At 55.1% G+C, this 12,826-nt stretch carries 10 protein-coding genes; 8 read left to right on the top strand and 2 right to left on the bottom strand.

Annotated elements, in window-relative coordinates; genetic code table 11:
• Positions 1-21: 21 nt before the first annotated feature.
• Positions 22-231: a DUF6199 family natural product biosynthesis protein gene (locus ACFO1S_RS27875; RefSeq protein ID WP_378127990.1), complete on the bottom strand. Its 210-nt coding sequence runs from the start codon at positions 229-231 to the stop codon at positions 22-24.
• Positions 232-319: 88 nt separating this feature from the next.
• On the opposite strand from ACFO1S_RS27875, the gene ACFO1S_RS27870 reads away from it, so the two are divergent.
• On the top strand, positions 320-1,564 hold the full coding sequence (locus tag ACFO1S_RS27870) for a DUF445 domain-containing protein (protein ID WP_204603016.1): 1,245 nt from the start codon (positions 320-322) through the stop codon (positions 1,562-1,564).
• A 27-nt stretch (positions 1,565-1,591) separates the two neighbouring features.
• On the opposite strand, the gene ACFO1S_RS27865 is transcribed toward ACFO1S_RS27870, so the two are convergent.
• A complete protein-coding gene (locus tag ACFO1S_RS27865; RefSeq protein WP_204603015.1) occupies positions 1,592-2,455 on the bottom strand; it encodes an AraC family transcriptional regulator in 864 nt (287 codons plus the stop codon).
• A 134-nt stretch (positions 2,456-2,589) separates the two neighbouring features.
• On the opposite strand from ACFO1S_RS27865, the gene ACFO1S_RS27860 reads away from it, so the two are divergent.
• The 7 genes from ACFO1S_RS27860 (at position 2,590) to ACFO1S_RS27830 (ending at position 12,817) form a co-directional block, all read left to right on the top strand.
• Positions 2,590-3,420, top strand: a complete 831-nt coding sequence (locus ACFO1S_RS27860; protein WP_204603014.1) for an amidohydrolase family protein — start codon at positions 2,590-2,592, stop codon at positions 3,418-3,420.
• Positions 3,417-4,910 carry a tagaturonate reductase gene (locus ACFO1S_RS27855; RefSeq protein ID WP_204603013.1) on the top strand — a complete coding sequence of 498 codons (1,494 nt, stop codon included), beginning with the start codon at positions 3,417-3,419 and terminating at the stop codon, positions 4,908-4,910. The genes ACFO1S_RS27860 and ACFO1S_RS27855 overlap by 4 nt, the downstream gene beginning before the upstream one ends.
• On the top strand, positions 4,907-6,403 hold the full coding sequence (locus ACFO1S_RS27850; RefSeq protein ID WP_204603012.1) for a UxaA family hydrolase: 1,497 nt from the start codon (positions 4,907-4,909) through the stop codon (positions 6,401-6,403). The genes ACFO1S_RS27855 and ACFO1S_RS27850 overlap by 4 nt, the downstream gene beginning before the upstream one ends.
• Entirely contained in the window at positions 6,403-7,347 is a 945-nt protein-coding gene (locus ACFO1S_RS27845) for an aldo/keto reductase (RefSeq protein WP_204603011.1), read from the top strand. The genes ACFO1S_RS27850 and ACFO1S_RS27845 overlap by 1 nt, the downstream gene beginning before the upstream one ends.
• Before the next feature lie 12 nt (positions 7,348-7,359).
• Positions 7,360-8,373, top strand: a complete 1,014-nt coding sequence (locus ACFO1S_RS27840) for a zinc-binding alcohol dehydrogenase family protein (protein WP_204603010.1) — start codon at positions 7,360-7,362, stop codon at positions 8,371-8,373.
• A 466-nt stretch (positions 8,374-8,839) separates the two neighbouring features.
• The gene (locus tag ACFO1S_RS27835) at positions 8,840-10,744 is read left to right on the top strand and encodes a carbohydrate-binding protein (protein WP_204603009.1); all 1,905 of its coding nucleotides are present in this window, start codon (positions 8,840-8,842) and stop codon (positions 10,742-10,744) included.
• 27 nt (positions 10,745-10,771) lie between these two features.
• The gene (locus ACFO1S_RS27830; protein ID WP_204603008.1) at positions 10,772-12,817 is read left to right on the top strand and encodes a beta-xylosidase family glycoside hydrolase; all 2,046 of its coding nucleotides are present in this window, start codon (positions 10,772-10,774) and stop codon (positions 12,815-12,817) included.
• Positions 12,818-12,826: the final 9 nt, after the last annotated feature.

The raw sequence follows: 12,826 nt of genomic DNA, 5'->3' as shown, positions 1-12,826 counted from the left end.
GGATCTCCGACTGTGTTCCATCTAGCTTCCGATCAGAGGAAGTACGACGAACAGGAATACGATAAGAATGATGACGCTGCTTATTCGGCTCATCAGAATGTAGGCGTCGCTAGGCTCGGATTCGCCCTTCATCATCCAACCGTAGCGGAGTTGCCAGCCGAATTTCGGGTAAAAGATATTTAATACGGCCATCGCCACGAACAATATGTAGAATACGATCAGCATCATCATCAGCTCCTTAAGTTTTATACGTTTAGACAGACGGTTTGTTTCGGTTATACTAGAAGAATGTCTAATTCATCCAACGAGGTCATGAGCTATGAGAACGAAATATATTGCCGGGTTATCGTTGATCGGAATGGGAGCCGGTTTCGTCATTACTTTATTTCTGCCGGAGCATCCGATTGTAAACTTGCTTCAGGGCGGCTTTGAGGCCGGTCTGGTAGGAGGCTTTGCGGACTGGTTCGCCGTAACGGCGCTGTTTCGCCATCCGTTAGGCATTCCGATTCCGCACACCTCCTTACTGCTGAAAAATCGCGATAAAATATCCCGCTCGCTCATCTCCGCGTTAGAGAACGAGCTGCTGAACCGGGACAGCATCGTGACCAAGCTGAAGCAGTTTCAGCCGATGAAGGCTGCGGGAGCCGCATTGACAAGAATGGCGGCCAAACGCGCCAATCGAACGGGCTTGCTTAGGTTCCTGCATGCGATGACGGAGAAGCTGCCGTTGGCGGATTTGGCGCCGCACCTTCAGAGGATCGTTGTGGAAGCGATTCGTCGCGTCGACGCTGGCCCGCTGGCCGAGAAGGCGGTTCGGACCGTTGTCCGAGAACGGATGGACGAGCAGGCCTTTGATTATGCTTTGCGGCAAGGAGCCGAGTGGATCGCCAAGCCCGAAACGGGCCATATGCTGGGCGCGATGGCGCTGCAGAAAATATCGGAGGCCCGCGTCGGAGGCTTCATGGGCTTCGCGGTTCAGGCGTTCGCCGGCTTCATGAGCGAGGATAAGCTGGGCCCGATGATCCAGCAATTGCTGCTGTCGAATATACGCGACCTGCTTGATCCGGGCAATGCGAATCGCGAGAAGCTGCTTGGAGAAATTCGGGCGCAATTGACCCGTGCGGCGGAGGACGAGGCGCTGCTTGCCCGCGGCAAGGCCTGGGTCATCGGGAAAGCGGAGCAACCGGACGGCACGGACTTTGTTCGGGAGCAGCTTGAGGCATTGCGAGCATCGCTGCTGAGCGCCATCGAGCGCGAGATCGAAAACGGCGGACGGAAGGTCGTTCAAGCGCTGCGCTTCGTTGTCCGCAAGCTGCAAGCCGAGCCGGAATGGGTCGAGCGCACGGAGAAGAAAATCCTCGATTTCGCGGCCGATACCGTAGAGGCCAATCACTATCGGATCGGCCTGCTGATCAAGGACAATCTCGACAAGATGAACGACAAGGAGCTTGTCGCGATGCTGGAAGAGAAGGTCGGCGGCGATCTGCAGTGGATTCGGGTGAACGGCGCGTTATGCGGCTTTCTGATCGGTCTCGTGCTGTCTCTGATTCAAGGCCTGGGCTGAGCCGGCGAAGGGCGGCCGATTGGCGGTCTAGCGCTGCCCGCGCTTGTAAGCGCCCGGGGTTTGACCCGTTATTTTCTTGAAAATGCGGTGAAAATGGGGGAGGCTCTCAAAGCCGCAGCGCTCGGCGATCAAGCTGACGCTGTCGTCGCTTTCCAGGAGCCGTTCCTTGGCGAGCGAGATGCGTTTGGCATTCACGTAGTCCGTTACGTTCATGCCTGTCAGCTGCTTGAATACGCGGGAGAAGTGCGCACCCGTAACGGAGGACTGCCTCGCCAGCGCCGCCAGTCCCAGATCGTTGCCCGGATGGGCCGCGATGTAGCGCAGAATATCCTTCATCCATTGCGGGCCCAGGCCCGTCTCGGCTTGGTCGCTGGCGCGCTCCGATTCGATCTGGCGGTTGACGCGGAGCAGCCATTGCTGCAGATGAAGAACAATGGCGTGGCGATAGCCGAGGCCGCCTCGGTCAAGCTCATCGCGGATGTTCTCCAATGCGGATATCGTCACGTCTTGAAGCCGTTCGTCCAGCTCAAGCTTGTAACGCTTGCTCTTGCGAGCGAGCTCGAAGCAGCGCAGGCTATGATACGGCTCGTCGAAGGCGCCGTGCGCGACGAGGCTCGGAGCGAAAAAGACGGCGGTAGACGTGACGGGAGATAGCGCATCGGGAAAGGCCCGATGCACGGAGTTGCCCGGAATCAGGAAGAGATCGCCCCCGTTCATATCATACAGCCTCTGATCGATGAAGAACGTACCGCGCCCTTCGTAGACATAGACAAGCTCATAGCGATCGTGCAGATGGTCCGGCAGCTCCCGCTCCGGGCTTTTGGTGTCTTTGTAGTCCAGCTCGAAGGGGAATAGGCTCTCATTATGAAAGGGCTTACGGACGGGCTTCATGAAGATGACCTCCAAGTCTCGCTTCTCCTTTAAAAATATCAAAATAGAGTATGTTTGTGCAAGCTGAGGCCCTTTCATGGAGAGAAACAGCTGATACAATATTGATGAGCGCTTAATTAAGGGAGAGTCTTCATATGAGAATCGATGCCCACCAGCATTATTGGCGAATCGACCGGGGCGATTACGGCTGGATCACCCCGGAGCTTCCGGTTCTATACCGCGATCTGCTGCCTGAGCAGCTTAAGCCGCATCTCGATAAGCACCGGATAGACGGCACGATTGTCGTGCAGGCGGCTCCGACCTTGGCCGAGACGGAATATATTCTCTCGCTGGCCGATAAGGAGGAGTCTATCGTCGGAGTTGTCGGCTGGCTGGATTTGCACGATCCCGCGCATCGAGACCACTTCGAGCGTTTTTCGGGGCATAGGAAATTCGTCGGCTTTCGAACGATGATCCAGGAGATGCCCGATGCGGAGCGAATTTTGGAACCGGGCTACGTAGAGGCGCTTCGCGGCTATGCGGATGCAGGCGTTCCGGTGGATCTGCTGGTGCTGTCCCATCAATTGGAACCGCTTGCGAGGCTGCTTGATCAGGTTCCCAACCTGCGGGGGGTCATTGATCATCTGGCCAAGCCCCCGATCGCGGAAGGACGGATGGAGCCCTGGCTGACGAGCATGACCGAGATCGCAAAGCATGAGGGCATCTACTGCAAGCTGTCCGGCATGGTGACGGAAGCGGATCACGGGAACTGGCGGCACGAGCAGTTCGTCGAATACATCCGTCACATGATCGCGCTGTTCGGGCCCAAGCGGCTAATGTTCGGCAGCGATTGGCCGGTCTGCCTGCTGGCAGCCAGCTACGACCAGGTGATCGAGGTGCTTGAGCGCAGCTTGCCGCCGGATTGGGGAGAAACCGAACGCGCCGGGCTGTACGGACTTAACGCAAAGGAGTTCTATAAATTATGAATAAGCTGAATCGCGCTCATTGGAGCGCCGACAATAAAGCCGGACTTGCAACGGCGCAAGCCGAACCGGTACGGGTATTGCAAATCGGCGAAGGCAACTTTCTGAGAGGCTTCTTCGATTGGATGGTTCATGAAAGCCGCAAGCAGGGGAAGTTTACCGGAAGCATAGCGGTGACGCAGCCGCGTCCGGCAGGCAAGCCCAAGATCGATGCGCTGAACGGCCAAGACCGCTTGTATACGCTTGTCGTGCGCGGAATCGAGAAGGGTGAGCGGGTGGAGCGCCGAGACATCGTTTCCGTGTTCTCGGAGGCTTTCGATCCGTACACCGAATGGGATCGGATGATCGGGCTGGCGGTCAGCCCGGAGCTGCGAATCGTCGTGTCCAATACGACGGAGGCAGGCATCGCTTATCGGGAAGAGGCGCTGACGGAAGGAAAGCCGATCGCCTCCTTCCCGGGCAAGATCGCGTACTTGCTCTATCGGCGCTATTTGGCATTCGACGGAGCCGCCGAACGGGGTCTGCTTTTCTTCCCTTGCGAGCTGCTGGAGCGCAACGGAGACAAGCTGCGGGAGGCGGTGCTTCGCCACGCGGAGGACTGGAAGCTCCCGGAAGGCTTCCGGGGGTGGGTTAAGCTTCACAATCGCTTCCTGAACACGCTTGTGGATCGAATCGTTACAGGCTATCCCGACGAGGCGCAGGCGGAGGCCTGGTTCGCGGAATGGGGCTACCGGGATGAGCTGCTGTGCGTAGCCGAGCCTTATTACCTCTGGGCAATCGAGGGCGAACCGGAGCTGGACCATGAGCTTCCGCTGGCTTCGGCCGGGCTTAACGTGCTGTGGACGAAAGACTTGGCGCCTTACCAGCAGAGGAAGGTGCGACTGCTGAACGGAGCGCACACGTGGATGGCGCCGCTTGGCATACTTAGCGGGATCGAGCACGTTCGCGAGTTCATGGAATCGGAGCTGGGAGAACGGGTGAGAACTACGGCGAGGGAGGAAATCATCCCTTCGCTCCCGTACGCGCAAGAGGAAATGAACGCTTACGCGGATACCGTATTCGAGAGGTATTTGAACCCCTTCGTTCGGCATAAGCTGGCGGATATTGCCATGAACAGCCTCAGCAAGTTCAAGACGCGTCTGCTGCCTACGCTGGAGCATTACGCTGCTGGGGCGAAGCGGATACCGGACGGGGTTCTGCTTGGCTTCGCGGGTCTGCTCCGCTATTATCGCGTCAAATCCGACGGCGAAGGATACCACGGCGTTACGTTCGACGGCCGCCGGTATACCGTTCGCGACGATGCCGATTCGCTTGCGGCAATGGCGCAAGCGTGGGGAGAAGCGGAGCTTGGCGAAGAGGCGCTGGAACAGACCCTGTCCCGGCTGTTGAAGCTGGAGGCCGTCTGGGGACGGGACTTGTCCGAATGGCCTGATCTATCCGCGAGATTAGCCGCGATTATCGAAAGCTTGAGCACGAAGGAGGCACAACGATGAGTGACTGGATACGCATCTCCGATCGCGACCAGGTCGTGATTGCATTGAGGGATTATACGGCGGGAGAAACGATTGCGCTCGAAGACGGTTCGCAGCTGCAAGTGACCGAGGATGTGCCGAAGGGGCACAAGCTGGCGACCCGGTCGGTTGCCGCCGGAGAAGATGTGCTGAAATTCGGCTATTCCATCGGCAAGGCGAAGACGAATCTGGAGCCGGGCGTATGGGTGCATACGCACAATCTGGGGACAGGCTTAAGAGGTCTGCTGGATTATCGCTACGAGCCTGCGCAAGAAGAAGCGCAGGCGACGCCGGGAGCTTGGCGCGACACGTTTCAAGGCTATGTACGCGGGAACGGCGAGGTCGGCATCCGCAATGAGATCTGGATTATCAATACGGTCGGCTGCATCAACAAAACATGCGAGACGATGGCCAGTCGCGCTAACGCCCGCTACGCGGGGAGAGTGGACGGCGTATTTCATTTCGCGCATCCATTCGGCTGCTCGCAGCTTGGCGACGACCTGGTGCATACGCAGAAGCTGCTGGCCTCGCTCGTCAATCATCCGAACGCCGCAGGCGTGCTCGTCGTCGGTCTCGGCTGCGAGAACAATCAGATCGATTCGTTCAAGAAAGCCATCGGGCCGCATGATCCGAACGCGATCCGGTTTCTCAAGGCGCAGGAGGCGGAAGACGAGCTGGAGGAGGGCTTGGCGCTGATCGAGGAGCTGGTCGCCCATGCGGAGACGTTCAAGCGGGAGACGGTGTCCGTATCCAAGCTGAAGCTCGGCCTCAAGTGCGGCGGCTCGGACGGATTGTCCGGCATTACGGCCAATCCGCTAGTCGGCGCGGTATCGGATCGGTTGATCGAGGCGGGCGGAACGGCGATTCTGACCGAGGTTCCCGAAATGTTCGGCGCGGAGACGATTCTGATGAACCGCGCGCAGGATGAAGACGTATTCGGCCGAATCGTATCGCTGGTGAACGATTTCAAGCAATATTTTATTCGGCACAACCAAGAAATCTACGAGAACCCTTCGCCGGGCAACAAGGCCGGGGGAATCACGACGCTGGAGGAAAAGTCTCTCGGCTGCACGCAGAAGGGCGGGCATTCGACCGTAACCGACGTCGTTCCTTACGGAGATCGCGTCAGCAAGCACGGGCTGAATCTGCTGGAGGCGCCCGGCAACGATCTGGTTTCGGTGACGGCATTGTCGGCGGGAGGCGCGCATATCGTCTTTTTCACGACAGGCAGGGGCACGCCATTCGGAGGGCCCGTTCCGACGGTTAAAATATCGACGAACAGCGAGCTTGCCCAACGGAAGAAGAACTGGATCGATCGCGATGCCGGAGAACTGCTTCAGGGCAAATCGATGCCGCAGCTGACGGAAGAGCTCTGGAACCAGATGCTCGATATTGCCTCCGGCACGGCACAGACGAACAACGAGAAAAACGGCTTTCGCGAGATTGCGATCTTTAAGGACGGGGTGATTCTGTAATGCAGACACGCAAGCTGGGCAGAACGGACCTCGACGTATCCGTTCTTAGCTTCGGCGCTTCCTCGCTTGGCTCCGTGTTCAGGGAGACGAATGAATCCGAAGCGATTCGCGCCGTGCATGCCGCGTTGGACAGCGGGATCAATTATATCGACGTTTCGCCGTATTACGGAATGACGAAGGCCGAAGCCGTGCTCGGCAAAGCGATCAAGGAATTGCCCCGGGACAAGTTTCTGTTGTCGACCAAGGCGGGGCGCTATGGGGTCGATCGGTTCGATTACAGCCGCGAACGGATTACCGCCAGTCTGGAAGAGAGCTTCTCCCGCCTGAATACCGACTATGCCGATCTGCTCTTCCTTCACGACATCGAATTCGTGCAGCCGGAGATCATTCTGGAGGAAGCCATCCCGACGCTGCAGCGATTGAAGGAGGCCGGGAAGATTCGATATTACGGAATCTGCGGGCTGCCGTTGGCGATGTTCGAGAAGCTGCTTCCGCAGCTCGACGCCGACGTTATCATTTCTTATTGTCACTACTCGCTTAACGATACGGCGCTGCTCGGCTTGCTGCCCTTGCTGGAGAAGCAAGGAGTCGGCTTGGTTAATGCGTCTCCGCTCTCGATGGGGCTGCTCAGCCTGCGAGGCACGCCGGACTGGCACCCGGCCAGCGCTGAGCTGAAAGCCGCCTGCCTGCGAGCCGCGCAGCACTGTGCAGACCGGGGCGTGGATATCGCCAAGCTGGCCGTCCAGTTCTCCACGTCGAACGAACGTATTCCCACGACGCTGGTAAGTACGGCTAATCCGGATAACATTCGCAACAATGCGGCCTGGACCGAGGAGAAGATGGACACGGAGCTTCTGCAGGAGGTACTGGACATTCTCAAGCCGGTTCACAATGTCACATGGAAGAGCGGCATACCGGAATACAACGAAGGCATTACAGTATAGGAGGACACTCTCATGTTAGGCATCGTGTGCGAAGAAATCGGACAGTTGAAAAAAGTCGAGCTGCCGGAACCGACCTTGGCCGACGGCGAAGCCATCGTAAGCATAAAGCGCATTGGCATATGCGGTACGGACCTGCATGCGTTTAAGGGCAACCAGCCCTTCTTTACCTATCCCCGCGTGCTCGGGCATGAGCTTGCGGGAGTGGTCGAACAAGTCGGCGCGAATGAAGCGGGCTTGGCGGAGGGCGATCAAGTCAGCATTATTCCTTACATGCACTGCGGTCAGTGCATCTCTTGCCGCAACGGGAAAACCAACTGCTGCACCTCTATGAAGGTGCTTGGCGTTCATATCGACGGGGGCATGCGCGAGAGGATCGCGGTGCCGATTACGCATCTGATCCGCACGAACGGGTTGACGCTCGATCAGGCCGCCGTATTGGAGCCGCTCAGCATCGGCGCACATGCGGTAAGGCGATCGGGTCTGAAACCGGGGGAGACGGCGCTGGTGATCGGCGGCGGTCCGATCGGCTTGGGCGTGATGGCCTTCGCGAAGCATGCCGGAGCGCAGGTCATCGCGATGGATGTGAACGAGGAGAGACTCGATTTCTGCAAGCAATGGGCGGGCGCCGACCATGCCGTGAACGCGCTGCAGGACGCAGCAAGCAAGCTGGCTGAGCTGACGGGCGGGGATTTGCCGACGGTCGTATTCGACGCTACGGGCAACGCGAAGTCGATGACGGATGCCTTCGGATTCGTTGCGCACGGAGGAACTCTTGTGTATGTAGGGCTCGTCAAGACGGATATCACGTTCCACGACCCGCTGTTCCATAGCAAGGAGCTGACGCTCATGGGCAGCCGCAACGCTACCAAAGCGGACTTCGATCACGTCTATTCGGCGGTTCAAGGGGGCAATCTCGATATCGCCAAATACATTACTCACCGATCCTCGTTCGAGACGATGATCGAGTCGTTCGAGGGCTGGCTGAAGCCGGAGTCCAAGGTTATCAAAGCAATGGTCGAGCTGTAAGGATTCAGCTCGCCGGCTCTCTGCCATTAAATTTACAAGACCCAAAGGGCGTGCCTTTGCGCGCCTCTTTGGGCTTTTGCGGTTTAAAGGGGACTTTGCGGAAACAAAACAAATATTTAAACAAAATCCAAAAGGAAATGCAAATAACCCGCTGAAGCATTGTGTTACGATCAGGTTGCCATTCAAACCTTAACAGGATAGGGGGGGAGGCCATCAACCCAATCGGTTTGTAGTTCGATTGCATGCAATCGCTTTCAATTGACGTAGATCTTCGCGATTGCACGAAGGCTGCAAATCCAAGCGTCTCCGCTTGGCAGAAGACAAGAATTAAGAAGGGGGACTGTGATGACAGGTAAAGCTTTGGTGATTTGAAGCGGATGCTTCATTCAGGAAGGCTGCGGGACGGAGGAATGCCTGCAATTCTCGTAATGCTTCGCAAAATTAATATAAACGGAGGTTAGAGGTTATGTTTAAAAAAATATCATTGTTTGTATTGGTTTTTGCCTTGATGCTGGGGTGTCTGCCCGTGATGACTGCGTATGCTGCCAATAATGCAACCGCCAAGCTGCCAGGAAACTCAAATCCGCTTATGGATCACAAATTTGGCGCAGATCCCTATGCGCTGGTCTATAACGGAAGATTCTATATCTATATGTCAAGCGATGCTTTTGTATATAACAGCAACGGCACGGTTAAAGACAATGATTTTAGCGCGCTCACCAAAATAAACGTTATCTCGTCTGCGGATATGGTGAACTGGACGGATCATGGATCGATTCCGGTCGCAGGATTAAACAATGCGAATAACGGAAGCGGCATAGCAAAATGGGCATCCCTTTCCTGGGCGCCGGCAGTCGCAAAAAAAACGATAAACGGTCAGGATAAGTTTTTCCTTTACTTCGCCAATGGCGCCTCGGGGATTGGCGTATTGACTTCAAATACGCCGATAGGTCCGTGGACCGATCCACTGGGAAAGGCATTGGTGACGGGAAGCACCCCCGGAGTAGCCGGTGTAACCTGGCTCTTTGACCCGGCCGTATTAGTAGATGACGATGGTTCGGGTTATTTATATGTTGGCGGAGGCATCCCCAATACGTCGGATCCGGCATCCATCGCCAATCCGAAAACGGCCAGAGTTCTAAGATTGGGCGCGGATATGACCAGTATTGTCGGAAGTGCGGTCACCATTGACGCTCCTTATCTGTTCGAGGATTCGGGCATTCATAAGTATAACGGCAAATATTATTATTCCTATTGCATCAATTTCTCCGGCACTCATCCAGCTGCTTATCCGGCGGGAGAAATCGGTTACATGGTGAGCGACAGTCCGATGGGGCCTTTTACGTATAAAGGGCATTTTCTGAAAAATCCGTACACGTTTTTCGGAGTTGGCGGGAACAACCATCATGCCGTGTTTAATTTTAACAACCAATGGTATGTTGTGTATCATGCGCAAACCGTAAGCAAAGCGATATTGGGAGATGGCAAAGGCTATCGTTCCCCGCATATCAACAGGCTTTATTATAATTCTGACGGAACCATACAAGAGGTTCAAGGAAATATGGCCGGTATAGCGCAGCTCGCCAATCTGAATCCGTACGTCAGGGTTGAGGCGGAAACGATCGGGTGGAATGCGGGCATTACAACGGAGGCAAGCCAAGCTTCGGGAGGGCCTTTCAATAATCTTAATGTGACAAACATACACAATGGAGACTGGATCGCCGTCGGCAACGCCGATTTCGGCTCCGGAGGAGCCAATAGGTTTAGAGCCAATGTAGCTTCAACGGTTGGCGGCAAAATTGAGATACGGCTTGACAGCCCGACAGGGACGCTTGCCGGAACCCTTAATGTCAATCCAACCGGAGGCGCGCAGAATTGGAATCTGCTAGAAACCGCGATAAACAACATTACGGGCGTTCACAGAGTTTTTCTGGTATTTACGGGAACCGGGACGAGCAATCTATTCAACCTGGATTACTGGCTGTTTGCCTCCGATCCTACCGGAACGACTGGAACCCGGGTGGAGGCTGAGAGTATGACCGTGGGCGGTACGTATGCCGGTACGATCAGTTCCCCATTCAACGGGGTAGCCTTGTACGCCAACAATGATTATGCCTCCTACAATCAGTACTTTGCATATTCCACCCATAACATTTCTGTCCGGGGCGCTTCGAATAATTCCGGCACGGCGAGAGTCGACATGCTTATAGGAGGAACGACGGCAGGCTCCTTCTACTTTACCGGAACTACCCCGACGGTTCAGACGTTATACAATGTCACCCATGCAACGGGAGGCCAGGAGGTCAAGCTGATTGTTACGACGGATAACGGGACATGGGACGTATTTGTAGATTACGTGGAATATAGCTAAGGACTAATCCTTGGAGGCGAGTTTCAGATGTATAAGAGAATAGGGATTTTAGTATCCATTGTGCCTTTGCTGATAGGTCTGGTTTCAAATCCTTCGGCTGCCGTCGCGGCTTCTTTTACAAATCCGTTTATTTATGCCGACGTACCGGACAATGATGTGATCAGGGTAGGCAATGTATTTTATATGACAAGCACGACCATGCATATGAACCCCGGAGTGCCCATCATGAAATCTTACGATCTTGTCAATTGGGAAATCGTGAATTATGTCTACGACACGTATGCCAACAATGATGCGCAGAATCTTAACAACGGGCAGAACGAATACGGCAAGGGCTCGTGGGCCAGCAGTCTCCGATACCATAACGGCACCTATTATGTGGCCTTCGGCTCCAATTCTACCGGAAAAACCTATATCTATCAGACGAGCGATATAGAAACCGGTCCATGGACCGTATCCGTGCTGGGCGGCTATTATCATGACGCCTCGCTTCTGTTTGACAACGGGCGCGTATTCCTGGTTCATGGCAGCGATAATATTAGTATTATTGAGCTTGCCGCAGATGCAAAATCGATCAAGTCAGGGGGGCTTAATCAGGTTATTATTCCGAATTCGAGCAATATTGCCGGGTCCAGCTTCATCGTTAAAGCGGAAGGAGCGCACATTCAGAAAATCAACGGAATGTATTATATCTTCCTCATCTGCTGGCCATCCGGCGGCGGTCGAACGCAGCTGACCTATCGCGCAAGCAGCTTGACGGGACCTTATACCGGCCAAGTGGCGTTGAACGACTCGGGCATTGCGCAGGGAGGGATCGTCGATACCGCCTCCGGCTCCTGGTACGGCATGCTCTTTAAGGACAGCGGAGCCATCGGACGCATGCCTTATCTTGTTCCGGTGACTTGGTCGAATAATTGGCCGGTGTTCGGCGTGAACGGCAAAGCGCCCCTGACCATGAATGTACCTGTCGATGGGTATCCGGTTAAAAGGATCTATGCATCCGACGAGTTTTCCACCTCTTTGAGTTCGACTCAGCTTATCGTCAATGGCGGGTTTGAAGATGCCGCTCTAAGCCCCTGGGCGAACAATAATGGCGCAACGATTGCCGTAACCTCTGCAGAATATGTCAGCGGCTCCAAAGGCTTGTATGTGAGCGGCAGACAGCAGACCGCTGCCGGCGTAAAGCAAGTCATTACCGGTAAAGTGGCGGCAGGGGGAGTGTATCAGTTTTCCGCGAAGGTGAAATACACCGACGGTCCTGCGACCAAGCCATTTAATTTTGCTATTCAGAACGGCCCGAGTTACACGGGGATATCGATTATGGGGTCGGCTACGCTGACCAAGGGCCAATGGGGCACCATTCAGGGAACGTATACGCTTCCGGCGAATGCCGACCTTTCGCAAACTTTTATTTTCATTGAGACGCCTTACAATTCAACTCCGAACCCGACAAATGACCTGATGAACTTCTACGTGGACGATGTCTCCTTTACAGAAACCTCATCTACGGGAGCGACATTAGCAAAGGTGTGGCAGTGGAATCATAATCCCGACCCTACGAAATGGTCGCTTACTCAGCGGCCCGGATTTATGCGATTGACGACGGGGAAAGTGAGCACAAGTATTCTGGATGCCCGAAATACGCTCACCCAGCGAACGTTCGGACCGCAATCTACAGGAATAGCCGCAATGGAAACGAGCGGAATGAAAGACGGGGATTATGCCGGTCTTGCCGCGTTTCAAGCCAGATATGGATTTGTCGGCGTGAAAATGTCCGGAACATCCAAGTTCATCGTGATGGTGAACGCCGGATCGGGAACGATGACGGAGGCAGCAAGCATTCCGTTGACTCAGAACAGAGTCTACTTCAAGCTCCTATGCGATTATACCAATCGGACGGACAAAGCCTACTTCTACTACAGTCTTGACGGAAACAATTGGACGGCTATAGGCAATACGCTGCAGATGTCTTATACCTTGCCTCATTTTATGGGGTACCGATTTGCCCTGTTTAATTATGCGACGAAGTCAACGGGAGGCTTCGTTGATTTTGACTATCTGAGATTGCAATAACAAAAGCCA

It is taken from the genome of Cohnella boryungensis (assembly GCF_042651945.1).
GTDB classification, from domain to species: Bacteria; Bacillota; Bacilli; order Paenibacillales; family Paenibacillaceae; genus Cohnella; species Cohnella boryungensis.
The sequence above is the reverse complement of the archived record's forward strand: the minus strand, read 5'-3'. Positions and strand labels throughout refer to the sequence as shown.

Excerpts from the sequence above, each read along its gene's own strand:
- ACFO1S_RS27860 (WP_204603014.1), top strand. The coding sequence starts at position 2,590 with ATGAGAATCGATGCCCACCAGCATTATTGGCGAATCGACCGGGGCGAT.
- ACFO1S_RS27870 (WP_204603016.1), top strand. The coding sequence starts at position 320 with ATGAGAACGAAATATATTGCCGGGTTATCGTTGATCGGAATGGGAGCC.
- ACFO1S_RS27835 (WP_204603009.1), top strand. The coding sequence starts at position 8,840 with ATGTTTAAAAAAATATCATTGTTTGTATTGGTTTTTGCCTTGATGCTG.
- ACFO1S_RS27855 (WP_204603013.1), top strand. The coding sequence starts at position 3,417 with ATGAATAAGCTGAATCGCGCTCATTGGAGCGCCGACAATAAAGCCGGA.
- ACFO1S_RS27845 (WP_204603011.1), top strand. The coding sequence starts at position 6,403 with ATGCAGACACGCAAGCTGGGCAGAACGGACCTCGACGTATCCGTTCTT.
- ACFO1S_RS27850 (WP_204603012.1), top strand. The coding sequence starts at position 4,907 with ATGAGTGACTGGATACGCATCTCCGATCGCGACCAGGTCGTGATTGCA.
- ACFO1S_RS27840 (WP_204603010.1), top strand. The coding sequence starts at position 7,360 with ATGTTAGGCATCGTGTGCGAAGAAATCGGACAGTTGAAAAAAGTCGAG.
- ACFO1S_RS27875 (WP_378127990.1), bottom strand. The coding sequence starts at position 231 with ATGATGATGCTGATCGTATTCTACATATTGTTCGTGGCGATGGCCGTA.
- ACFO1S_RS27830 (WP_204603008.1), top strand. The coding sequence starts at position 10,772 with ATGTATAAGAGAATAGGGATTTTAGTATCCATTGTGCCTTTGCTGATA.
- ACFO1S_RS27865 (WP_204603015.1), bottom strand. The coding sequence starts at position 2,455 with ATGAAGCCCGTCCGTAAGCCCTTTCATAATGAGAGCCTATTCCCCTTC.